Raw genomic sequence first — 23,548 nt, 5'->3', positions numbered from 1 at the left:
CATCCAAGGGGATGGAAGCCTTACTGGGAGGTTATTTCAGGCATTTCAGCCTTATTTCATTCCCAAACGAATCGCACTATCGCCTCGTTTATAGCGGTAGCCTGGGCAGGCTTTACCCGTGCTTTGAACTCAAGTACAATCATTTCCTTATACTAGCATATCTGGCGTAAGAATGCGGCTCAAGCCGCCGTTGCTTTTCATCCCTGGGCTAAAGCCGCAGGGCTTTCAAGCTATCGTCCCATTCCGTAAGTAACTCCTGACATCGGTCAAAAAAAACTGTTAGACGCGACGAACATTTTGTACAGCGCGCTGTACAAAACATAGGCAACAGGTACAGGGTGATACAGGTTTCCTGTTACCACATTGGTTTTACCAATGTGGTTTTGCAGAATATGCGATCGCCCGACTTGGGGAGAGAGAGTGAATACTTGATTTGACAGAATACAGGGTATGTGCTAGTTGACTAAAAAATCACTGGGTTTACACTCGTTGGCCAGTGTGCTAGGTATGTATTGAGTGCAAAAAGAGTGTAGCGCCTGCCTTACCAGCAGTATGTCACTGTGTAGAATCGAGTCAGAGTGGGTATTTTCCCACAAATGGGCGATACTGGATTTGAACCAGTGACATCCTGCTTGTAAGGCAGGCGCTCTACCACTGAGCTAATCGCCCCAGTTTTGCGCTGTTCTCCATTGTACCAGCAACCTGTAAAATAAGGAAACAATTTTTCGCACCCCCAGCCAATGCCCTCCGGCAAAACCCACGATCGCATTACTCTCTGGAGCTTGCCACTGGTGGCGGGGTTGACGTTCGGACAGACCCGCAGCAGCCATTTGACCTTACTGGTGTCTGCCAGCTTTCTGTTCGGGGGCCTGATGTTCGGTCCGGATCTCGACATCGACTCCCGCCAATTCCAGCGGTGGGGGTGGTTGCGGTGGATGTGGCAACCCTACCAAAACAGCCTGCGACACCGATCATTTCTCTCCCACGGCCCGTTTATCGGCACGGCTTTGCGGGTGCTCTACCTCGGGACTTGGCTGGCGATTTTTGCGATTCTGGTGGCGATCGCAGCCAATTTTCTGCTACAGGTGGAATGGGACGTTTCGAGTTGGGCAAAAGACGGGGTGCGATCGCTGGCCGAACACCACATCGAAGCGATCGCCATTTTCTCCGGTTTGGAACTCGGGGCGATGAGCCACTATTTGAGTGACTGGGGGTCGTCCGCCTACAAACGCCTGCAAACCAAGGGGGTATCTCAATTTTTCCCCCGACCCGCCCCCCCAAAAAAGCGCAAAACCTCCACCTCCCGCCGTTCCCGTTCCGCCTCCCCGTCGGGTTCGGCCAAAAAAACGACCCGACGCTCCTCGAAGAAGAGTCGGGAGTAGGGAGTCGGGAGTCGGGAGTGGGGAATCGGAAAAATTTTCGATTATCTTATCCTAAAAAAGCAATTACTCACACTCAACACCATGTCCGAGTCTACCAACTCACCCGACACCCTGAAAGCCCTGCAGGAATTGATCGATGTGGTCGCCCAACTGCGATCGCCCGATGGGGGCTGTCCGTGGGATCTCGCCCAAACCCCCCAAAGCCTCACCCCCTACGTCATCGAAGAAGCCTATGAAGTCGTGGATGCGATCGCCACCGGGAACCCGGATGCGATCGCGGACGAACTGGGCGATTTGCTGCTACAAGTGGTTTTACAGGCCCAAATTGCCAGCGAATCCCATCAATTCTCCCTCGCCGACGTCGCCTCCCGCATCACCGAAAAGCTGATCCGCCGCCACCCCCACGTCTTCGGAGATGTCACCGTCGATAGCGTCGAGGAAGTCCGCCAAAACTGGGAGCAAATTAAAGATACCGAAAACGGCGATACCCCGGAAGTGCAGTCCTTGAGTGGAAAACTGAGCCGTTATGCCCGCCAACTCCCCCCCCTGATGGCGGCGATGAAGCTCTCCAAAAAGACGGCGGCGGTGGGTTTCGAGTGGGATAATGCCGAGGGGGTTTGGGATAAATTCCATGAGGAAGTCGGCGAATTTGAACAGGCCCTCCGTCACGAAGATAAAGCCAGCCAACAAGGGGAATTGGGCGATATCCTATTTGTTTTAGTCAATTTAGCCCGGTGGTATGATATCGATCCCCACGAAGCGTTGCGGGAAACCAACCACAAATTCATCCGCCGATTTGCCATGGTAGAAGCGGCCTGCGATCGCCCCCTATCTGACTACACTTTAGCCGAACTTGATGCGTTGTGGGATCGGGCCAAAGCCGCGATCGCGGCTGCAGAAGTCGGTATTAGGGACTCAGGAGTCGGGAAGGATTGACAATTATCCGCCCAACTCCCCAATCATCTTCAGCAGATGATTTGAGCTAGGTAGGGGCCCCGGGCTTGCGCCCTCTTGTCTTCCACAAAAAATAAAGGCGCGGCCCTTTCGCCGCGCCCGAAAAATGTGCCGAGTTCAAACCTTAGTAGGTTTCGACGTGCCAGCGCTTTTCTTTCTTCAGTTGGCGCCGATACTCGGACCAATCGACATCGAACTTGCCAGCCGCGTTGGACATCCCTTCGTCGATGCCGCCTTCCATTCCCTTCAAACCACAAATATAACTGTGGGTGTTGGGTTTCTGGATCAACTGCCACAATTCATCGGCATTTTCTTGAATCCGATGTTGGATGTACATCTTGCCGCCTTCGGAATTCTGCTGTTCCCGACTGATGGCGTAGGTGAGGCGGAAGTTCTCGGGGAACTCACGCTGCAAGGCTTCGAGTTCCTCTTGATAAAGGATGTTGGGGGTGTAGGGGACACCGAAGAACAGCCAAGCCAAGCCTTTGAACTGGTAATCTTCGTGCTTTTCCTTGAACATCCGCCACAGGAAGGCGCGGAAGGGCGCGATCCCGGTTCCCGTTGCCATCATGATGATGGTGGCATTCTCGTCATCGGGAAGCAGCATTTCCTTACCCACCGGTCCGGTGATGGCGACATCCGCCCCGGGTTCCAGGTTGCATAGGTAAGTCGAACAAACGCCGTAGACCGTCTCCCCGGTTTCGGGGTGTTGGTACTCCAACTGGCGGACGCACAAAGAAACCGTCTTGTCGTCTTCATTGTCGCCGTGGCGGGTCGAGGCGATCGAATACAGTCTCAATTTATGGGGTTTGCCTTTGTCGTCGGTACCCGGAGGAATGATCCCAATACTCTGACCTTCGAGGTAGCGCAGGTCGCCGCCCCCGATATCAAAAATCAAGTGACGAACAGTCCCGCTTCCCCCTTCCTTCACCAACTCTTCGTTGGACAAGCATTTGCCAATATATGGGTTTTTGGGTTTGTAAATATTAACGGGAATATCCGTTGCAGATTTCGCATGAGTCATGGGTTTGCTTTTAGTTCCAGATGATTGGCTCTTCTGTCCGTTCTCTGGTGCTGCCTGACTCGCACTCGGAGGCGCTTCCCCCGCCGGGAAGATATTGACAATCCTAGCTCCCATCCGGGAAATCCGGCGCATCTCCTGATTCATGCGTTCGTAGGGAACGGTCAGATAGACCGTGCCGCTGCGACGAATGGGATAGTTGAAGTTGTCAGTGTTTTGCCCCTGACGCATTCCCTCCACTTCAAATACGAAGACACGGCCGGCGGCCCCCGTCTTCATGGCAACACCAGTTCCAATTGGACTGTACATTCGCGATTTCTCCCTTAACAATACCGAGCTATTCACCCACAAACTGTGACAGATCGATCAGTTTCAGCTCTTTTTAAGGTGCAATTGACTTAAATAGTTCGGACAAATCCTCTTCCCCTCCGGTGGGGAGGGGTCGGTCAATTTCCCGAATCTGTCACACTCTGAACTATTCTACCGCTTCCTGTTCCCTGTCTTCCTGTCAGACCCCGGTTTCCCATCAGTTTTCCGTCGCGAGTCCCCCGCCACCGGCCCCCATGTGGGGGAGCGGAAAGGGCGAAAAAGCTTGATATCGTGAGGGTTTGAGGCGTTTGGGTGGGGGGTCGCCGCCGGGAAATGTCAGCGCGATTCTGCGGGCGGACGGGGGAGGGTGAGGGGAATTTCGATCGCGAACTCGGTTCCGACCCCCTCCTGGGAGACGCAGCGCAGGGTACCCCCGTGCTTTTCCACGATAATCTGGTAGCTGGTGGACAGGCCCAGACCCGTCCCCGCACCGACGGGCTTGGTCGTATAAAAGGGATCGAAGATTTTGGCCACCGTCTTGGGACTCATGCCGACGCCGTTGTCGGCGATCCGAATTTGGACGGTTTTGGCTTCCGTGAGTATGGTGCTGATCCAAATACAGCTCGGGTCGGAAACGATCGCTTCGAGGGACCGATCGCGATCGCGGTCGTGGATGGCGTCGATGGCGTTATTGAACAAATTCAGCAAAACCTGATTCAATTGTCCGGCGTAACATTCGATGCGGGGTAATTCTCCGTACTGCTTTTGAATTTGAATCGCCGGGTGTTTGGGTTTTTCTTTCAAACGGGTTTCCAGGATCGTCAGGGTGCTGTCGATGTTGTCGTGCAGGTCGATATCTTTGACCTCCGATTCGTCGAGTCGGGCGAAGGTCCGCAGGGATTTGACGATATCTCGGATGCGATCGGCTCCGGTTTTCATGGATTTGTAAATCCGGGGATAATCTTCGATTAAAAACTCCAGGTCGATCGCCTCAATTTCGTCTTCTATGTCCGGGTCGGGTTCGGAATAGTGTTTTTGATACAGTTCGATCAACCCGACCAAATCTTGGGTATATTCTTGGGCGTGGGTGATGTTGCCGTAGATGAAACTGACGGGGTTGTTAATTTCGTGGGCTAACCCCGCCACCATCTGTCCGAGACTCGACATTTTTTCGGATTGAACCAACTGCACCTGAGCCTGTTGGAGTTGGTGCAGGGTTTTTTCGAGGGCTTCCGTTTGCGCCCGGGCAATCCGGGCGGCTTCTTGGGTTTCCGTATACAATTCGGCTTGGTTCAAAGCGATAACCAACTGATTGGCGATCGCCTCCAACAATTCCACTTCGCTTTTCGTCCAAGGGCGGATGTCCTGGCAGTGTGCCAACACCAACGCACCTTTTTTTTGCTGCTGGGTTTGGATGGGTAAAATCAACACCGAATTAAATTCCAGGACGAGGAAAAAATTGCGGATCGCCGGGGTCGTACAGGTGATGATATCATCAATTTGGATGGGTTCTCCAGCCAAAACATATGGGCTGACCGGGTGCAGGGCGTCGCCGGGATAGAGTTCGGTGATGCTGGGCAAGCTATCGATTTTGGCTTCTTTGCGGACTTCCCATTCCGGGGGTTCTGAGTCGGTTCGATACCAGACAAAGTAGGTGCGATCGATATCCAAAATACGGCGAATTTCCAAAACTGTGGTCAGCAATACCGTGTCGGGGTCGAGGGAATTGCGAATTAAATCGGTGATGAAATTTTGCAGGGTTTCCCGTTCGGCAAGCTCCCGCAGTTGAGTCTCCGATCGCCTCAAATTATTTTCCATTTTTTTGCGATCGTTGATATCGAAGGAAGTACCGACGATCCGATACATCCGCCCGGATTCATCAAAAATTGGATTGAGGGTGGTGAGGACAAAAATTTCCTTGTTATTCCAATTGACCGTTTCTTCATAACAGACAGATGTCCCTCGATCAATACAATCTTGGTAGTGGTATCGAAAAATTTCGGCATATTCAGGGTCGAAAATATCTGCGGGGGTTTTGCCTCGGATCTGCTCGGATTTGATCCCGGTAATTCGTTCGCTTGCCGGGTTCCAACTCACATAACGAAAATCATTGTCGGGAGTTAAATCAATCACAAAAATCGCCTGTTCGATGCCGTCGTAGATGCTGCTGAGGAACTGTTCGCGATCGCGTAAATCGATTTCCGCCGTTTTGCGATCGGTGATATCCATCGCCGTTTCAAACAGCCGCAAAACCTGTCCGGCTTCGTTCCGAACCACTTCGCCCCGGCCGTGAATGTAGCGGATTTCCCCGTCGGGCCGAATAATTCGATGGTCGATTTCGTAGGAGACTCCTTCTGACAACGCTCGTTCGACTTTCTGCAGCCACATCTCTCGATCTTCGGGATGAATGAGTTCGATCAATTTTTTAAAGGTCGGACTTGTTTTTGTTTCCGCCAAACCGAAAATATGGAACAGTTCCTCGGACCAGTTAATTTCTTGGGTGGCGACGTTATATTCCCAGTTGCCGACGTGGGCGATATGCTGGGCCATTTCCAAGTCCCGGGTCAGCCGCATCGTCGCCTTTTCGGTTTCCTTCCGTTCGGTGATATCTCGGTTGCTGGCCCGCCGCCCCCGATACCGTCCCGCCACGTCGTAAATCGGCCGGCAAATATGACCAATCCAGCGAATTTTGTCGTCGCGGGTGACAATTCGGAAATCAAATTCTACCCCTTCATCCTCAGTCGATTCTCCATTCAAATGGGCAAGTACCCGATCGCGATCGTCCGCAAAAATAATCTGTTCCAAAAGCGTCGGATTGGCTAAAAATGCTGCGGCCGGATATCCGGTGATGCGATCGCATGACGGGGAGACGTACCGCATTTTTCCGTCGGGATCGATCCAGTATTCCCAATCATAGGTAAAATCCGCCACGGTGCGGAACCGTTCCTCGTTTTCCCGCAACTTTTGCTCGATCGCTTTATTTTCCGTAATATCCCGACCGACACCATAGATGGCATCGAAATCCAGAACCGGAACGAACGTCCAAGACATCCACTTTTTTGCCCCGTTTTGACTCAAAAATTGGGTGTCAAATGTGGCGATATTTCCCCGTTTTAAATTTTCAAACTCTGCCAATACTCGATCTCGATCTTCATCAGGGACGAGTTCGGAAAATTGACCGTCTATCAACTCATTCAAATCCCGTCCGATCGCCCTTTCCCAAGCCGGGTTGAGAAACTTAATTTTTCCCTCCGGGTTGAGGATGGCGACCAGATCGATAATGTGATCGAACAGTCGGGCAATTTCCCGGCGATTTTTCAGCCATTCGCTGATTCGCTTTTGGACCGCAATCAGGAGTTTTCGCCGGCTCGGTTTCAAGAATTCGTCCGGATTATAACCGAGTGTTTTATCAAATAAATATTGACCGTTATGAAGGAAATCAGCATTATATTGATCGTTCAATTCCAGGGTGCGATCGCCCGCCAATTCCACAACCGTCCCATTCCAAACAATTTCATTTTTTTCTCCTTTTTTGGGTCGAGCTCGGGTTAATAACAATTTGATTTGACCGCCGGGATTGACGTATTGCCACTGTCGCTGATAGGATCGACTTGGAGAAATAATATCGGCAGAATTTTCCCCGTCATCAACCCCCCAAATCAACTCGAACAGACGTTTTTTATCGATCGCTTCGATCTCGTAAATCTCCGAGAATCCGGGGCTGATGTAGGTAAATTCACCGTCACCGTCCGCCGAGATGACATATTGAAAAATAACCCCCGGAATGTCGGCAACGACGGAGCGAATGTGTCGGCAATCATCCATCATGTCGCGGTCGAGAATTGCCGGGTTTGCTTTCGGGTTTCGTTTGGGGGGCATTCTCACTAAACCTCAATTCGTTTTAAAAGCTGTTCTAAGTTGAGATAAAAGAATAGGTCATCTTCGGAAGGATGAATGAGTTTTTCAATGACCGACCCCAGATTTCCCTGGCGATAGGAATCGGGAACGTCTGAAAATTGGGATTCGGGAACGTCTAACACCCTCGGCAACTCCGGTATCGGAATGGCAATATATTGAAATCGCTCCGAGGCATCTTCTTTTTTATTATGACGGATAGACTCGGAAAAATTTGTAACAGAACATTGAGTTTCTTCCGGCGTACAAATGATCGAGTAATGGTATACTTGGGGCCGATCGCGATCGAGGAGGAGAACGCCCAGATCGATGAGGGGAATCGTCTCGCCCTGGTACTTAATCAAACCCCGGCCACGATTGAAGGTACCGTAAACTTTAAATTCGTGCAGAACCCGCACCACCCGGGCGATGGGGAGGGCGTAACATTCTCCCTCCAACTCGAAGGCGATCAATTTTTGGGTGGGGGTGCGCTGCCGAGCCTTCGGGACACCGAAGCGGTGCAGGTGAGTCATGTTTAGGGTGTAGGGTGTAGGGTGTGGGGAAAATTGACAATTATCAATTATCAATGATTGACCAGGGTCGCGATCGCCTCCAATAATTGGTTTTCGTTGTACGGCTTGGTAAAATACTCGGATGCACCCAAACTAATCGCCAGTTGTCGGTGTTTCATGCCGCTGCGAGAGGTAAGCATGGCGACGGGAAGATCTCGGAAAACCGGCTGAGATTTCAGGGTTCGCAACAGTTCAAACCCGTCGATTTTGGGCATTTCGATATCCGCGATCACCAAATCGCACTCGATCCCCCCCTGCAATTGATCCAGGGCTTCCTGCCCGTCTTTTGCCATGAACACGCGATAATGGGCGCGTTTAAGCAGAACCGAGAGCAATTGCCGGATCGTATAGGAATCGTCCACGACCAAAATGGTGGGGGCGGCCCGTCCGTTGGCGCTGGTGGCAGTCGGGGCGGCCCGTTCCTGCACCGCCACGGTCGTCCCGGCGGTGGCGGGGTTGACCTGGGCGATCAGGTCGTCAACGTCCAGAATCATCACCACGTTGCCGTCTCCTAAAATTGTACTGCCGACGATCCCCGGAGGTTTGGACAGGGGCGAGGGCAGGGGTTTGACGACGATCTCCTGCTGGCCCACCAGCCGCTCGATCGCGATCGCCAAAATGCCCTCGGCCGACGCGACGACCAAAACCGGGATGTAATCTTGGTTGAGGGGGTCGGGGGACGGCCCGTCGGGGTTCGGGAGGCTATAGTGCAGCAACTCCTGCAAACGGACGAGGCGGATAAATTCCCCCCGCCAAGGCAACATCGGCTGATTTCCCGCCATCTGAATCTGGTGGGCTTCGAGATGCAAAATTTCCTCGACAGCATCCAGGGGCAGGGCAACGGTGTTGTGGTCCACCCGCACCAACAGGGCGCTGGCGATGGACAGCATCAAGGGCAGTTTGAGAATAAAACGGGTCCCCTTTCCGGGCCGAGAATCGACTTTAATCGACCCCCGCACCTTCCGCAAATTGGTGCGGACGACATCGAGTCCCACCCCGCGACCGGATAGCTGGGTGGCCGTGGATGCGGTGCTGAAACCGGGGGCGAACAGGAATTCGTAAAGGTCAGCCAGGGACAGGTCCGTCGCCTGTTCGGCGGCAACCATGCCGTTGGCGATCGCTTTTTTGCGGATCGCCTCCGGGTCGATGCCCCGGCCGTCATCGGCGACGCTGACGACGGTTTGCCCCCCCTGGTGGCCGGCGGCAATTTCGATCTGGCCGCTGGCGGGTTTGCCGGTTTTGCGACGTTCCTCGGGGGGTTCGATGCCGTGGTCGAAGGCGTTGCGGAGGAGTTGCACGAGGGGATCGCGGAGGGCATCGACGAGGCTTTCGTCGATTTTGGTTTCCCGTCCCAACAGCAGGAGGTTGACATCTTTATCGTGGGCGCGGCAGAGATCCCGCAGCGCCCGGGGCAGGTGATCGACGCAGCGGCTGAAGGGAACCACCCGCAAATTGTAAACCCGCGATCGCAGTTGGTCGGTGATGCGGCGGATCTGTTCGGTGTTGGCATCGAGTCCGATGGAGAGTTCGTCGATGCGGGCGCTGGATCGGGCGATCGCATCCGTGGTTTCGATTACCGATTGGGCGGTGCTGTGGAATTCGGTGTAGCGGTCGAGTTCGAGGGGGTCGAAGGTGGGGCGCGATAGGTGGCTGCGCGATCGCGATTTGACCTGGGGATGAATACTGAGGCGATCGTACTCATCCCGCAATTCTCCCCCGAATTGATTCAACTCGAACAGGTTGCGGCGGATGCGTTTGGCTTCCGATCGCACTTGGGCCTGTTGCACTTCCAAATGGGTGCGGTGGATGACCAATTCCCCCACCAAATTCACCAATTCCGTCAGGTGTTCCAAATCCACGCGGATGGTGGGACGCTGCCAATTTTGGGTCGGGGGCGGGGCCGTTTTTTCCAGCACCGGTTCGGGCGGTGTTTCTGCGGGTGCAATTGCCCCGGTGATGGGTTTGCCCTCCAACACCCGGTCCCGGGCGGTTCCCAGGGACTCGGCGATCGCCCACCCCCGTTTTTGCAAGGATTCCGGGGAAAGTTCCGGGGAGTCGATCAGTTCCCGCAGGGGTTCGGCTAGTCGGGAAAATTCCGGCAATTCCAACATCGCCCCCATCCCCGAAAGTTGATAGTAAATTTCGTTGAGTTGGGCGAGGGTTTTCGCCTGGGTTTCGGCCGTGACTTGAGACAGTTCCGCTTCCAGGCGATCGAGGAGGGGGGGCAGTTCCGTATCGAAAATGGTGCGAATAATATCGGCGGAAATGGGTGAATCGCTTTGGCTTCGTTCGGGCGGTTGGTTGCTCCCATATCGCTCTTGCAGGCGAGTTTTTATCGGTGAAATACTGGCGATTTCAGCGGCCGCGATGGGTTCATTGCGGCTCGTTTTTTCCACCAACTCTTTGAGGCGATCGACCCCGTTCAACAAGTCGGTGATCGTATCCGGATTCAGGGAAGTGAGGTCGGCGCGATCGCGCAAAATCCCAAAACAATCCTCCAAAGTATGGGCGACATCGGCAACGGTTTCCAACCCGAACATCAAAGCCGCCCCCTTAATCGAGTGTGCCGCCCGAAACAACTGCTGCACCCGCTTTTCTCGATCTTCGAGTGTCTCATCTTCCTCCATCGCCAACAAATTTTCCTCCATCGACTGGAGAAAATCTCGGCTTTCGGCAATAAAGGTTCCGATTAGGTGGCTGAAGTCATCCATTTTTTATGGGGAGTCGGGAGTCGGGAGTCGGGAGTCGGGGGGAAATAATTGATAATTGATAATTGATAATTGATAATTATCAATTTATTTCCCCATTCTAATTAACTTTGAAACTTGGCGACAGATTTCTGCAATTTGCCGACCGCAACGGAGAGCCCGTTGAGGGTGGTGGTCACGTCTTCGGCGTTGTGGGCGGTGGTGTCGGCGATTTGGTTCACCTCCGTCATGGTACTCGAAATTTCCTCGGCGAAGGCGACCTGTTTATTGCTGGCCCGGGTGATATTTTCAATCAGGGCATTCATCTCGCGGCTGACGCGGATGATGTCCACCAGGTGGGTTTTGGCCTGGGCGGCGAGTTCGGTGCCTTCGACGACTTCCTGGGTGCCGGTTTCCATCGCCTGCATCACCCGGCCGATTTCGGTTTGGATGGTGCCGACAATTTCGGAAATTTCCTCCGTGGCACCGCTGGAACGTTCGGCCAGTTTGCGGACTTCCTCGGCGACGACGGCGAAGCCGAGCCCCTGTTCCCCCGCCCGGGCCGCTTCGATGGTGGCGTTGAGGGCCAGGAGGTTGGTTTGGGCGGCGATTTGGGAGATGGAGGTGACGATTTTGCCGATTTGCTGGGAGGATTCCCCCAGGCGTTTCATCATTTTGGCGGTGTCGGCGATGGTGCGGCGCAGTTCGTCGATGCCTTCCACGGCGCGATCGACGGCCACCCCCCCGGCTTCGGCGGTTTGGGCGGATTCCCGGGCGACCTGTTCGGCCCGTTGGGCTGCGTCGGAGACATCTTTGATGGAGTTGACCATCCGCTCGACTTTCCGCAGGGCCTCTTCGAGTTGTTGGGCTTGGGTGCGGGCGCGGCGGGCCAGTTCGTCGGTGCTGGCGATGGATTCTCCGGCGGTTTGGGTGACTTGTTGGGCGAGTTGCTGGATGCCGTTGACGACTTTCCGCAGTTCGCTGACGAGGTAGTTGAAGGAGTCGGCGACGGCGCCGAGGACGTCGTTGGTGACTTCGGCTTTGACGGTGAGATCGCCTTGGGCGGCACCTTTGATTTCGCCGAGGAGTTTGAGGACTTGTTCGGTGAGGGATTCGGCTTCGGCCTTCCGTTCGGCGGCGATTTTTTCGAGGTTTTCTTCGGCCTGTTTGCGATCGCTGATATCGATCCCCATTTCGACGACGAGTAAAGTTCCGTCGGTGTCGGTGAAGGGGTAGTCGTAAATTTGATGGGTTTTGCCGCTCCTTTCGTCGTGCCATTCCCAATTTTGGGATTGTTGGGTTTCAAATACCCGGAAGGTGGGGCAGGTTTCACAGGGTTGGTCGCGATCGGCTACGACTTCGTAGCAGGGGCGATCGCCGGCCTCGCCGAACTGTTCCCGAAATTGGCGGTTGGCAAATCGCACGGAATAGTCCGGCGCCTGTAGGTACAGAAAGGCGGGGATACCGTCGAGGATGCTGAAGAGTCGTTGTCGCTCTTCTTTGAGGTTTTTTTCGGCGGCTTTGGCGGCGGTCACGTCCCGGGAAAATCCCAAGACGGCAAAGATGTCCCCGTTTTCGTCCCGCAGGGGCAGTTTTTGGGTGTCGAAAATATGTTCCGAACCGTCGGCGAAGGTGGCATAATCGTCGGAGTTGCGGAGGGATTGCCCCTGCCGCAAGACGGTTTCATCATCTGGGCGAAATCCGACAATTTCCTGTTCGGGATCTCCGAAAATCAGCGGTTTGGGAAAACCGACTTCGAGATCGTCTTTCCCGACCATTTCTTCGGGGGTGGTATTGAGGGCGGTGGCAAAACTTTGGTTGGCTAAAAGATAGCGGAAGTTGCGGTCTTTGACGAAGATTAAATCGGGGGTGGTGTCGATGACGGTGCGGAGGAGGCGTTGCGATCGCTCCACTTCCAACAGGGCTTCCCGCCGTTGGGTTTCTGCGGCGATGCGATCGCTCACGTCGATCCCCATTTCGATCACCAACTGCTGTCCGTCGATGTCGGTGAAGGGATAGGCGTAAATGTCATAGGTGCGCCGATTTTTGGGGTTTTCCCACTGCCACACCGCCGGTTGTTGGGTTTTGAATACCTCGAAGGTCTGGCATTCGGGGCAGGGTTGGGGACTGGCGGCGAGGACTTCGTGGCATTTGCGATCGCGCAGCGTGCCGTCAGGCGTATCGGCGCTTTCTCCGAATTCTTCCCGGGCGGTTTTGTTTAAAAATCGAACCGAATAATCGGGGGCTTGCAGGGAGATAAAAGCGGGGAGGGCGTCGAGTAATGAAAACAGCCGTTGGCGTTCGGCTTCGATTTTTTCTTCGGCGTTTTTTCGCTCTTGAATTTGCTGTTGTAAGGTTTGATTGACGGCTTCGAGTTCTTCGGGGCTGGTGAAGGCGATCGCCCGGGGTATAAATGGCACCATCTCGAAGGCGGTATAGACGGAAATGAGGGCACAACTGGCTTTTATCGTACCGGAAACCCAGTAATCGGGATGCCACAGCGTCCAAATTGACATCAGGTGCGTCAGGCCGCAGGAGATAATAAATGCCCCGAATAGCAGTAGAATTCCGCCGAAGGACAGGTCTTTCCGTTTCCAAACGAAATAAATCAATAACAGGGGAATGGAAAAGTAGGCGAGGGCGATCAAACCGTCCGATATGACGTGCAACGCGACGAGGGGCGTTTTCCACAGGTAGCAGTGGCCGTGGGGGATGAATGGTCCGGACAACCACTGAGTTAAGTTTTCTTCCATATCCAATTTTTCTCGTTGACAGCCAAGAAGAAGCGGGAGTCGGGAGTCGGGAGTCGGGAGTCGGGGAAAGGCAATTGATGATCGACGTTCGATTGTCAGTTACCCTCCCATTCGGAACCTTCATTTTTACCAGCGGGGACAGTGGGCGATCGCCTCGATATCGACGATGGTTAATAGATCACCCTGGTGATTGTACAAACCCTGTAAAAAGGGGACGATTTCGGCGCTGGCATCTGCGGCTGAACTGATTTTATCGGGGTTGAGAGAAACCACTCCTTCGACGCGGGATATCGCCAAACCTACCCGCATCATGGGGAGGGTCAAATCTCGGGGATCGGGGGCTTCCACCACCAAAATTCGACTCTCTTCCTGGGTGGAATCTACGGGTTTTAAGCCCAGGAAAATGCCGAAATCTGCCACGGATAAAATCTCCCCCCGCAGGTTCGTCAATCCCAGCAAAAAGGGTTGAGTATTGGGGACGGGTGTAATTTGCTGTTTGCTCAAAAATAGGACTTCCCGGACGGAGGTCAGGGCGATCGCAAATCGGCTGCGATCTTGGCGGAAACTGAGATATTTCCGTCTGGCTTCTGAAGGAACCGATCGCGGGTTGGGCGTTGGGGAAATCATTTCCGAATGGGTCACACCAACAGACGCCGAATCATTTCGATCAACTGTTGGGATTCAAAGGGTTTTCCTAGGTAGGCATCGGCCCCCAATTCCGTTCCCCAGGTGCGGTCAATTGCGGTATCTTTTTGGGTGCAAAAAACCACGGGTAAATGTTCGGTTTTGGGATTGCTTCTCAACTCCCGGATCACTTCAAATCCGTTCATGCGGGGCATGATCACGTCCAAAACGACCAGATCCGGCGGCTGGTCTTGAATTTGGGCGATCGCTTCGTCCCCGTCGCTGGCTTGGCGGACTTGGAATCCCGACTCTTTTAAAATACCGCTGATTAGTGCCAATTCGGTTTCTACATCATCAACAACTAAGACCGTACTCATGGTTTCCGTTCTCCTAATTTTAGGGTGAAATTCACCGGACTTCTGCCGTCACGGCGAGTATTTTTTGAACCACTTCTTTCAGGTGTGTGGCATCGAAAGGCTTGGTCAAATATTCCGTTGCACCCGCTAAACGTCCTTCGATTTTGTCGTACATCGAATCTCGTGCTGTCAACATGATAATCGGCAAATCGCGCAAGTGGGGCGATCGCCGGATAATTCGACACAATTCTAAACCATTGACCCCCGGCATCGATACGTCCAACAACAGCAAGTCGATGGACTCGTGGTGTAAGAACGCCAACGCTTCGACCGTATTGTTGGCGACCATGACCTTGTAGGTGCTTCTGAGGGTCTGTTTGACGATCTCTTGCATGGAAACACTATCATCCACTGCCAGAATCGTCCGCCTGGGTGGTGTATCAGAGGGCATGATGGTTCTCCTCCATTTTTCGGTAATACAGTGAAAAACGGGCGATCGGCACCCCGATCTCTCGCCTCGACATTTTTGATGATCAACCGATGGTCTGTCGGGTCTATCTCGGCTTGTCCGGCTCTTCGGTCAGCTCAAACGGGCATCGCCAGCGATTGGGAATTGAGATTCGGTGGCCATGAAGTTCAAAAAAATAAACGTGACGTCAACTTTTTAAATTTTTGATACGAAAGTCCCAATTCAATTATATGACAATTGCCCGAAACTGTACAGTCTTCCAAGTTGGCGATCGATGCACACCCCATTTTTTTAATGCCATCCCGGACACTTGGGGTTAAACTAAAGGAACCCGACCTGCCAGGAGAGGAGTATGGCGCGAGGCGATCAAATTTATGCATATCGGGAATTCTGGAATATGGATGGGGTGTACGAGCACCACGGCATCGACTGCGGCGACGGTACAGCCATCCACTACCGCAAGCCCAGCGAGACGATCGAACGGACTAGCCTGGAAACCTTCGGCCGGGGCCAAAGAATTTACATCCGATCCTATCCATTCCGCTACATTGCCGATACGACGATCCGGCGGGCTGAAAGTCGGCTGGGAGAACGCAAATATAACCTATTATTTAACAACTGCGAACACTTCGCAACTTGGTGCATCACGGGGGTCAGCGACAGCCGCCAAATTCGCAATTTTATCCCCGTCCTCAGCCAAATCAATGTCGATACGTTAAATGAACCGATCGCCCAGGCGTTGGGAGAGGCGCGATCGCAAAATTTATCGGGTCTTTTGAACGGCGCTTTAGCCGATATCAAAACCGCCTGGGATGACATCCAACCCCAGTATCAAGACGCCTTAAATGAGATGAAAGATTGGCATCGGGTGGCGGCGGAGGCGATGAGGCGAAACCGAGAAGATTTGGCGCGGTCAGCCCTGAACCGGAAACTGATCTACAAGCAGCGGGCGCGGGAACTGGAAGGGGATTTGAAAAAGTTGGCGACTTTGACAGAAGATTTAGTTCGCAACCGCAGCGATTTGGAAATTTAGACGCGATCGGTTTGGGAGGCAACCCTGTAAGGTAGCCCCCACCGATGAAATTTGAGCGGAAATCAATGCTTTTATGTCTTGAATATTGAATGATTTTCATGATAAACTGATGATGACGGTTTGACCGGCGCTTGGCAGATGAGTTACTGTATCAACCCCCGATGCCTGCAACCTCACAATTCTGACACTGCCAAATACTGCCAGAGTTGCGGTTTTTCGTTGCGACTGCAAAATCGCTATCGCCCGGTACAACCCATCGGTCAGGGGGGGTTCGGTCGGACATTTTTGGCGATCGACGAACAAATTCCGTCCCGTCCGAATTGCGTGATCAAAGAGTTCGATTTCCCCGAACGGGATGAAAGCTACGATCGCGCCGTCAAATTATTTCACCAAGAGGCGGTGCGTCTGGACTGTTTGGGGGAACACCCGCAAATCCCCAAACTCCTCGCCCACTTCGATGAACATCAACTGTTATTTTTAGTCCAGGAATATATCCCCGGAAAAACCCTATGGCAGGAATTCCAACGGGACGGGGTATTTGATGAAGAACAAATTTGGCAATTATTGCGAGAATTACTGCCGGTGCTCCAGTTTATCCACGATCGCAATATCATCCACCGGGATATCAAACCCGCCAACCTGATCCGCCACTCTCTCGCCCCCCCGATCCCGCCTCCCCCCGCCCGTTTTAACAGTCCGGACACAGCCGGGGAAACCCGCACCAGCGCCGGAATTCGCGATCGCCCCCGGATTCCCTCACCGCCCCCGCCGCAGCCGAAAAGCGTTTCCAAATCGAAGTCAAAATCTACCCAATCTGGCGCGATCGTTTTGATCGATTTTGGGGTGGCAAAACTGCTGACGGCCACCGCCCTCAGCAACACCGGAACCGTCGTCGGCAGTCCGGAATTTATGGCGCCGGAACAAACGCGGGGGCGAGTTTTTCCAGCCAGTGACCTCTACAGTTTGGGGGCAACTTGCCTGTATTTACTCACCGGAATTTCCCCCTGGCAATTGTACGATCCGGTGCGGGAAAAATGGGTTTGGCGGGATTTTTTAACCGCCGATCGCGCCGTCAGCCCCCACTTGGGAACGATTCTCGACGGGTTGGTCAACAATCAGATCCGCGGCCGCTATCCCTCGGCACAAGCAGTTTTAGAAGCGATCGCACCCAAACCCAAACCCAAACCCAAATCGAAAATGTCTACCCCTAGGCAAAATAACAGTTTGTCGGGGATATTGGGGAAACTGATTCCGGGTGGTGGCCAACTTCCCAAAAATGACATCCTGGCATCGGAACGGGGGGTCGATTATCGGGATCTGCGGCAACTTTTGGCGAGTCATAGGTGGCGGGAGGCGGACCGGGAAACCTGGGTGGTGCTGTGTCGGGCCCTGGGAAGGGGGGGACGGCCCTACCTGCACCCCACCGACCTGAAACAATTACCCGGGCCGGATTTAGAGACGATCGATGGCCTGTGGGTGAAATACAGTCGAGGTCGGTTCGGATTCAGCGTCCAAGCCGAGATTTTTGGGGAAGTCGGGGAAGATTACGGAAAATTTTGCGATCGCGTCGGTTGGCTGACCTACATTCCCCACAACCCGACGACGGGTTTCGACTACCGCCTCCGAGCCCCCGCCGGCCACCTCCCCACCCGCAGTTGGGTGATGGGGGGTGGCAAGTGGTGGCAGCATTTGGAGATGATGACGGAACGGTTGCGAGAGTGCGGCCTGTTGTAGGGGGTAACGGGTCGCGATCGCGGACGAAAACCGTTAAAATTGAGACTGAGCACCGTAGAGTAAGGAATCACTATCCCATGACCACAGAAGTCCCTCAACCGACGACGACTCCCAATTTGGAAGAACCGAAATTCGGATTTAATTATTATGCCGAACGCCTGAACGGTCGGGCGGCGATGGTGGGATTTGTCATCACATTGGCGATCGAATATTTCACCGGACAGGGACTGCTCGCTTGGCTGGGTTTGAGTTAAACAACCCGCCGGGATAAGGATAGAAGAATCCCCCCCAGCCCCATCCCCCCCAGCCCCCCTTTGAAAGGGGGGAGAATGGGTTTCAAAGTTCTTGCAGAAGGGGGGAGAAGGGCTCTCAAAGTCTCCCTTTGAAAGGGGCGAGAAGGGCTCTCAAAGTCCCCCTTTCAAAGGGGGATTTAGGGGGATTTTACCTGGGCAATGGGCGGAAAATCCCCCCCGGACTCCATCCCCCCCAGCCCCCCTTTGAAAGGGGGGAGAATGGGTTTGAAAGTTCTTGCAGAAGGGGGGAGAATGGCTCTCAAAGTTCTTGCAGAAGGGGGGAGAATGGCTCTCAAAGTCCCCCTTTCAAAGGGGGATTTAGGGGGATTTTACCTGGGCAATGGGCGGAGAATCCCCCCCGGACTCCGTCAATAACTCGCTGATTGGCGTAGTAGTAAGCCAACGCCGCATCAACCTGCGCCAATGTTAAATAATCCTTGTCGGCGACAATTTCATCAGCCCCGTAACCTTGCTTGTAGAGGGCGACGATTCGCTGAACGGAAGTTCCGGTTCCCGAGATAATCGGACGCCCCCCTTGGATGTCCGGATTGCTGGTGATCAAACTGCCAATATCAACTAAAGTTTGCGACATGGGTTTGATTGAGTGCGATCGCATCCTCCCAATTCTAGCACCCGGCCGGGGCTAAAGCCCAACAACAAGACGATCGCCCGTTGTTGCGCTTTGGCGCCACCAGCCCGGTTTAAACCCTAGTGAACCAATTCGATCGCACGCTTAGTCAAAGCCTCGGCAGTCAAACCGTTGAACGCCATCACCTGACCCGCGCTGGAGGCCGTTTCGCCCCGCTTCCAGGCGAAGGTATCCCGCTTGACAGAACTCCGCAACATGATCGGTTCGAGCATTAAACTGGCGCCGCCCGTCACCCCGATCAGGGCGTCGCCGCCGAACAATTTATCGAAGGCTTCATCACTCATAAAATCGCCGTCCGCTTCCGAGCAGGTATTCCAAGCAACATCGCTCGGACGATACAGGCGGCGGGGGTTAATAACGGACACAATCCGAGTGCCGATGCCCTCAGTTTCCAGGTAAGCCGCCGCTTCAAAAACCGGGATCAATGTCATGTCTCCAAGCACGGCAAACACCACCGTTTTATCGCCGGAAACCTCTTCCAAAATAACGGCACCGTCCCGCAACCCTTGGCGCGTCTGTTCAAAGGTGGTGCGGATGGGCAGGGGGGACTTACTGGCAGTAATTGTAATCCCCTTATTTTTGGTCGTCAGCGCCCACTCGTAACAAACTTGGATGCTGTTGGCGTCGGGGGGGAACACCGGGAAAACGTTGCCGTTCCGCATCATCGCCGCGAAATAGGCCTCGATTTCCGGTCGCTGGTGGGTCCAGCCGTTGCGGCCCTGTTCCAGGGCTCCGGCGGTGAACAGGGTAATCGTCGAGGGGGTGGGGCGGCGCAGTTCGGCCATCGCCTGGGTGACGGTTTGCCAAATCGGCAGGCCGTTGATGGCGAAGGATTCGTAGGAACACCACAGCGTCCGTGCGCCCATCAATGCCAACCCTGCCGCCAGTCCCGCGCAGGCATCCTCGCTGAGGGGTTCGTAAACCTGCCCGTGGGGTCCCTGGAAGTAGAGGTCGTCGGGGGTGGGGTGGATGATTTTCAGGGCTTGGTTGATGTTGTTGATGCCGGAGGCGGCGTTGCCGTCGGCGTTGGTGACGACGAAGTGGGGGTCCTTCTGGCCGACGTGGGCGACCAGTTCACCCATTGCGGTGGTCGCCACTTTCGGATCGCCGCCGACGGTATACTCTTCTAAAGGCAAAGTCCCCAGATCGGCGATCGCATACTCAAATTCGGTGACGACGGTTTTGGAAGCCGGCCCGCCGCCGGCCCGTTCCAGGTTTTTGCGGACCAATTCCCAGGCTTGGATGGGGAGAGCCCGTTCTTGGAGGGTTTTGATAATGTTGGGATTATCCAGGGTATCTCCGGCATAGAGGTTGTGGGATTTGGCGCCCCGGGCGTGGACTCCGGCGCCCTTGAGTTGTTTGATGATGAACACCGTCAGGGTGCCGCCGAGGGCGGATTTGGCGGCTTTGTCCGCGGCTTCCAAAACGGCCTGGGTGAAAGCCATCCGCCGGTCCAGGGAGAAAGCCGTGCTATCGACGTAATCGCCCGGTTGGTTTTGGTCGTCGAAGTCTTTGGCGTCCACCAGGATGACTTCGGCGAAGCCGTTGCCTTTCCAATAGGCGATCATTTCCTCGTTGGTTTTGGTGGAAACCATGCTGTGGTGTTCCTGGCTGTAGCCGTTCCACACCAGGACGGGGAGGAAGTTGGTGACGTCGGGGTAGGCGGTGTTGAAGTGGGCCATGCTGCTCATGGGGTAGGGTTCGCCCATGCCGCCGTCGCCGAGGGTGAAGGGGAAGAGTTTGTCCCGGTGCAGGAGGGCGGCGGACATCGCGAAGTGCTGGCCCTGGCCGAGGGGGCCGGCGGGGTTGAGCAGTCCGGGGATGTAGCCGGAGAGGTGGCCGAGGAGCCCGTGCATTTCCCGGAAGCGATCGCGCAATTGTTGGACGGTGTAGATTTCCATGTCCTCCAGGGAGCGATCGAGGAAGACGGCGCTGTAAAAACCGGGGGCGTGGTGCCCGACTTCGGTGATGATGTTTTTGTAGCCCAGCATCACCAGGGCGGCGTAGGCTTCGGCTTGGCTGGCAAAACCGCCGGGGTGTCCGGAGGCTTTGCTGCCGGTGACTTGCAGGATCAGGTAGCGCAGGGCGTCGGCGTAGAGCAAGGTCTGGTAGACGCCGGCGGGGTCGCGGGGGTCGGAAATGGCGGTTTTTCCTTCCGCGATCGCCGGAGTTTGACCGTAGGTTTCCAACCTGGGGAATGTTTCGCCAAAATACTGGATGCCCTGACAGAATTCGGGAATCGACGAGACGGGTTTCGGCGTGGTTGCAGTCATGCTTTATACCTGGTTATTTTTCCGGTTTTGATGGTTAAGGATTTATTTTACCGAAAAATGGGGTCTGAACTGCCGGGCCCCTATTAAAGATCGCGATCGCACCCCTGCCGTTTGCCTGAACAGTTGCCTGTTTTTTGGCTATCACATCCCGTCACTTTTGTCAATGTCAATTTCGCGGAAAGCGACGATTTCGCCATCCTGCCGGATCTCCGGAAAACCCGCATTTACATGGCGTCCGGATCGATTCCCAGTTCCCGCAACCTCGCCGCCAACCGTTCTTTTTGCTGCCGCTCAGTTTCCAGTTGTGCCTGCGTCGTCCGAATCACTTCTTCATTTTCCAATATCCGACGTTCGGCTGTTTCTCGCTGCAATTTTTCGGCCCGTGCCGCCTCTTCCGGCGTCGGAACCAATTCCCCTTCGGGGGTAAAATATCTCAGTTTCTTGTCGTGAATTCCCAGAAATAATTGTAATTGATGGCTCCACAGGTGTCCGCGATCGTTCGGTTGCAGCGGTTCGTAGTTTCCGTTCAACAAACAAAACCCTTTCAATTCCAAACTGTCCGGGGAAAACCAAAAATATTCCGGGGTGCGAAAAATATTCTGGTAAATTGTCTTTTTTTCGTTGCGATCGCGGCTCGCCGTCGAGTCCGACAACAGTTCGATAATGACGTGGGGATAGATTCCCCCTTCTTCCCACACCACCCAACTTTTGCGGGGCTTCCGCTCCGTATCCAGCACCAGGAAGAAATCCGGCCCGCGAAAATCTTTCGTTTTCACCTGTTCGGGACTGTAGTAAATCGTCAGATTCCCGGCGACAAAATAATCGTCGCGATCTTGCCACAGCCAGTCCAGGCATTTGAGCAGCAGCAATAATTGTTGTAAGTGCAGATAACTTTCCAAGGGCGGTTCCTCGCTTTCCAAGTCTCCCGGCGGAAATGCGATCGCTTCCCACTCCGGTTCGGTGAGTTCGGGTTGAGGTGGCGGGGTTTCCAAGTCTCGGGAAAGGGTCATGGCGGCCTCCGGCGCAGTATTTTTATTATAATCGATTCCAATATGCTTCATTCAGAAGCGCTCGAAAACGACGGAAAAATTATTGGCGGGCATCGCCACGGTTTCCAACAATTTGAGATGGTGGGAATTCGCCAATTTGACAACATCATCGAGATCCCGGACGCCCCAACGGGGATCGGAACTTTGCAAGTATCGATCGAAAGATTCGTTGCTCGGCGCCGTGTTTTGTCCGCCCATTTTGTAGGGGCCGTAAAGGTAGAGAATGCCGCCGGGGGGGAGAATGCGATCGCACCCGGCCATCAACCCCTCGCAGGCGGACCAGGGGGAAATGTGAATCAGGTTGATGGCGACGACGGCGGTGATGGGAAATTGGGCGAGTTCCGGGGGGCTCGCGCTCCCTTCCACCGGCCAAGAATCGGCTTGCACGTCCAACGCCAGGGGGGGACAGAGGTTGTCCGCAGGGGCGTGATTTTGCCATGCGTGAATGCTGTCTCGCAATAGCGGTTGGGGGTCCGAGGGCAGCCAGCGGCGGGGTTTGAGGCGGGGGGCAAAAAAGACGGCGTGTTGTCCCGTTCCGCTGGCGACTTCCAGGACGGTTCCGGTACTCGGGAGGACGCGATCGAGCACTTCCAAAATGGGTTGGCGGTTGCGTTCGGTGGCGGGGGCGTGTTGTCGGGAATCTCGGGCAAATGTCATAAGTCGAATTTCGCTTCAATTTTCGTTGTCGATCGCAGATTTCGGGACTCGGTGATCGGCCGCCAATGGGTGGCATCTCTCGGGTATGCTGGTTGGGAGACGGGAAGGACCTGGGAATCGGTGCGGACCGTCGCGATCGCCTCGGCAATTATTTTATATCTATCCCGGAAGTCAAACTTATCCTGCTTATCATCTTGACAAAAGCAGAAAAATGTGCATTGGTTCGCCTCCGTCGGATTTTTGCCCCGTCGATCCGGCATTGTAAAGGAAATCTAAACATTTTCGGCCGACTTCAACGATGAGATTATCTACTTTATCTCATTGCTAAAATTTGGGATTCTTTTAATAATGAAGTCAGTTCGCTCATTTCTGTATTAGAGGGTCTATCGCTATGGCTCAAATTACCTTGAACCTGTTTCGGGCTGAAGCCATCCGAGATCGGATGCGAATTTCCGGTTCTTATACCGTGATTTTTTCCGAAACAGAAACCAAAAATTGGCTGCGGGTTACTCCCCGACTCAGACTGAATATTGCCCCCTCGGCATGGGATATAATTTTCGACCAGTTTTCGCCGATCCCAATTTACAAAAAACTGAACTTTTTAGAATATAAATTTGACGAAATTGCCGCCCGTGGATCGACAAAAATTGAGCGGGAGTTTAACTTCACAATTCCCGTCGTATCTTTATCCAAGGTCTTTTATCTGGAACCGGAAGAAGTCGAGAGACTGTGCCATTTCAACCGGATCAAATTGGATGCCACCGTCAGTCTGAGTCCAGATTGGACCGCCGGCGATCGCGTCAAATGTTACCAGACGCCGGTGTTCCGCGTCGCGTGAA

18 protein-coding genes and 1 tRNA gene are annotated in these 23,548 nt (G+C 54.1%); 6 read left to right on the top strand and 13 right to left on the bottom strand.

Translation table 11 applies throughout. From position 1 onward, the window contains the following. Positions 1 to 597: 597 nt before the first annotated feature. A tRNA-Val gene (locus LKE08_RS25645) sits at positions 598 to 669 on the bottom strand. Between the two features lie 71 nt (positions 670 to 740). On the opposite strand from LKE08_RS25645, the gene LKE08_RS25640 reads away from it, so the two are divergent. Then, complete coding sequence (locus tag LKE08_RS25640) at positions 741 to 1,382, top strand: metal-binding protein (RefSeq protein WP_324707127.1); 642 nt, start codon at positions 741 to 743, stop codon at positions 1,380 to 1,382. 81 nt (positions 1,383 to 1,463) lie between these two features. Beyond that, positions 1,464 to 2,318: a nucleoside triphosphate pyrophosphohydrolase gene (gene mazG, locus LKE08_RS25635; protein ID WP_324707126.1), complete on the top strand. Its 855-nt coding sequence runs from the start codon at positions 1,464 to 1,466 to the stop codon at positions 2,316 to 2,318. A gap of 142 nt (positions 2,319 to 2,460) precedes the next feature. Here the strand turns inward: mazG and petH are convergent, their stop codons facing one another. The 8 genes from petH to LKE08_RS25595 form a co-directional block, all read right to left on the bottom strand. Continuing rightward, positions 2,461 to 3,666 (bottom strand): ferredoxin--NADP reductase, encoded by a 1,206-nt coding sequence (gene petH, locus LKE08_RS25630; protein WP_324707125.1) that lies wholly within the window; start codon positions 3,664 to 3,666, stop codon positions 2,461 to 2,463. A gap of 336 nt (positions 3,667 to 4,002) precedes the next feature. Beyond that, on the bottom strand, positions 4,003 to 7,545 hold the full coding sequence (locus LKE08_RS25625) for a PAS domain S-box protein (protein WP_324707124.1): 3,543 nt from the start codon (positions 7,543 to 7,545) through the stop codon (positions 4,003 to 4,005). A 5-nt stretch (positions 7,546 to 7,550) separates the two neighbouring features. Then, positions 7,551 to 8,093 (bottom strand): chemotaxis protein CheW, encoded by a 543-nt coding sequence (locus LKE08_RS25620; protein ID WP_324707123.1) that lies wholly within the window; start codon positions 8,091 to 8,093, stop codon positions 7,551 to 7,553. A 50-nt stretch (positions 8,094 to 8,143) separates the two neighbouring features. Beyond that, positions 8,144 to 10,843: a hybrid sensor histidine kinase/response regulator gene (locus tag LKE08_RS25615; RefSeq protein ID WP_324707122.1), complete on the bottom strand. Its 2,700-nt coding sequence runs from the start codon at positions 10,841 to 10,843 to the stop codon at positions 8,144 to 8,146. Between the two features lie 101 nt (positions 10,844 to 10,944). Continuing rightward, complete coding sequence (locus LKE08_RS25610) at positions 10,945 to 13,572, bottom strand: methyl-accepting chemotaxis protein (RefSeq protein ID WP_324707121.1); 2,628 nt, start codon at positions 13,570 to 13,572, stop codon at positions 10,945 to 10,947. Between the two features lie 126 nt (positions 13,573 to 13,698). Then, positions 13,699 to 14,199 (bottom strand): chemotaxis protein CheW, encoded by a 501-nt coding sequence (locus LKE08_RS25605; protein WP_324707120.1) that lies wholly within the window; start codon positions 14,197 to 14,199, stop codon positions 13,699 to 13,701. Positions 14,200 to 14,210: 11 nt separating this feature from the next. Beyond that, positions 14,211 to 14,573: a response regulator gene (locus LKE08_RS25600; RefSeq protein ID WP_324707119.1), complete on the bottom strand. Its 363-nt coding sequence runs from the start codon at positions 14,571 to 14,573 to the stop codon at positions 14,211 to 14,213. A gap of 31 nt (positions 14,574 to 14,604) precedes the next feature. Beyond that, positions 14,605 to 15,003, bottom strand: a complete 399-nt coding sequence (locus tag LKE08_RS25595; protein WP_324707118.1) for a response regulator — start codon at positions 15,001 to 15,003, stop codon at positions 14,605 to 14,607. A gap of 370 nt (positions 15,004 to 15,373) precedes the next feature. On the opposite strand from LKE08_RS25595, the gene LKE08_RS25590 reads away from it, so the two are divergent. The 3 genes from LKE08_RS25590 to LKE08_RS25580 all read left to right on the top strand — a co-directional run bounded on the left by LKE08_RS25590 (position 15,374) and on the right by LKE08_RS25580 (position 18,042). Next, positions 15,374 to 16,054 carry a lecithin retinol acyltransferase family protein gene (locus tag LKE08_RS25590; protein ID WP_324707117.1) on the top strand — a complete coding sequence of 227 codons (681 nt, stop codon included), beginning with the start codon at positions 15,374 to 15,376 and terminating at the stop codon, positions 16,052 to 16,054. 138 nt (positions 16,055 to 16,192) lie between these two features. After that, complete coding sequence (locus LKE08_RS25585; RefSeq protein ID WP_324707116.1) at positions 16,193 to 17,788, top strand: serine/threonine-protein kinase; 1,596 nt, start codon at positions 16,193 to 16,195, stop codon at positions 17,786 to 17,788. Positions 17,789 to 17,865: 77 nt separating this feature from the next. Next, positions 17,866 to 18,042, top strand: a complete 177-nt coding sequence (locus tag LKE08_RS25580; RefSeq protein ID WP_324707115.1) for a hypothetical protein — start codon at positions 17,866 to 17,868, stop codon at positions 18,040 to 18,042. A gap of 331 nt (positions 18,043 to 18,373) precedes the next feature. Here the strand turns inward: LKE08_RS25580 and LKE08_RS25575 are convergent, their stop codons facing one another. The 4 genes from LKE08_RS25575 to LKE08_RS25560 form a co-directional block, all read right to left on the bottom strand. Next, positions 18,374 to 18,673 (bottom strand): DUF433 domain-containing protein, encoded by a 300-nt coding sequence (locus tag LKE08_RS25575; RefSeq protein ID WP_324707114.1) that lies wholly within the window; start codon positions 18,671 to 18,673, stop codon positions 18,374 to 18,376. A 116-nt stretch (positions 18,674 to 18,789) separates the two neighbouring features. Further along, complete coding sequence (locus LKE08_RS25570) at positions 18,790 to 21,003, bottom strand: phosphoketolase (protein WP_324707113.1); 2,214 nt, start codon at positions 21,001 to 21,003, stop codon at positions 18,790 to 18,792. A 224-nt stretch (positions 21,004 to 21,227) separates the two neighbouring features. Beyond that, entirely contained in the window at positions 21,228 to 22,013 is a 786-nt protein-coding gene (locus LKE08_RS25565) for a Uma2 family endonuclease (RefSeq protein ID WP_324707128.1), read from the bottom strand. Between the two features lie 51 nt (positions 22,014 to 22,064). Then, positions 22,065 to 22,709 carry a DUF938 domain-containing protein gene (locus tag LKE08_RS25560; RefSeq protein ID WP_324707112.1) on the bottom strand — a complete coding sequence of 215 codons (645 nt, stop codon included), beginning with the start codon at positions 22,707 to 22,709 and terminating at the stop codon, positions 22,065 to 22,067. Between the two features lie 391 nt (positions 22,710 to 23,100). On the opposite strand from LKE08_RS25560, the gene LKE08_RS25555 reads away from it, so the two are divergent. Then, positions 23,101 to 23,547, top strand: coding sequence for a hypothetical protein (locus LKE08_RS25555; protein WP_324707111.1), 447 nt, complete (start codon positions 23,101 to 23,103; stop codon positions 23,545 to 23,547). Position 23,548: the final 1 nt, after the last annotated feature.

The organism is Lyngbya sp. CCY1209, from assembly GCF_035615495.1.
Classification (GTDB): Bacteria; Cyanobacteriota; Cyanobacteriia; order Cyanobacteriales; family Microcoleaceae; genus Limnospira.
The sequence above is the reverse complement of the archived record's forward strand: the minus strand, read 5'-3'. Positions and strand labels throughout refer to the sequence as shown.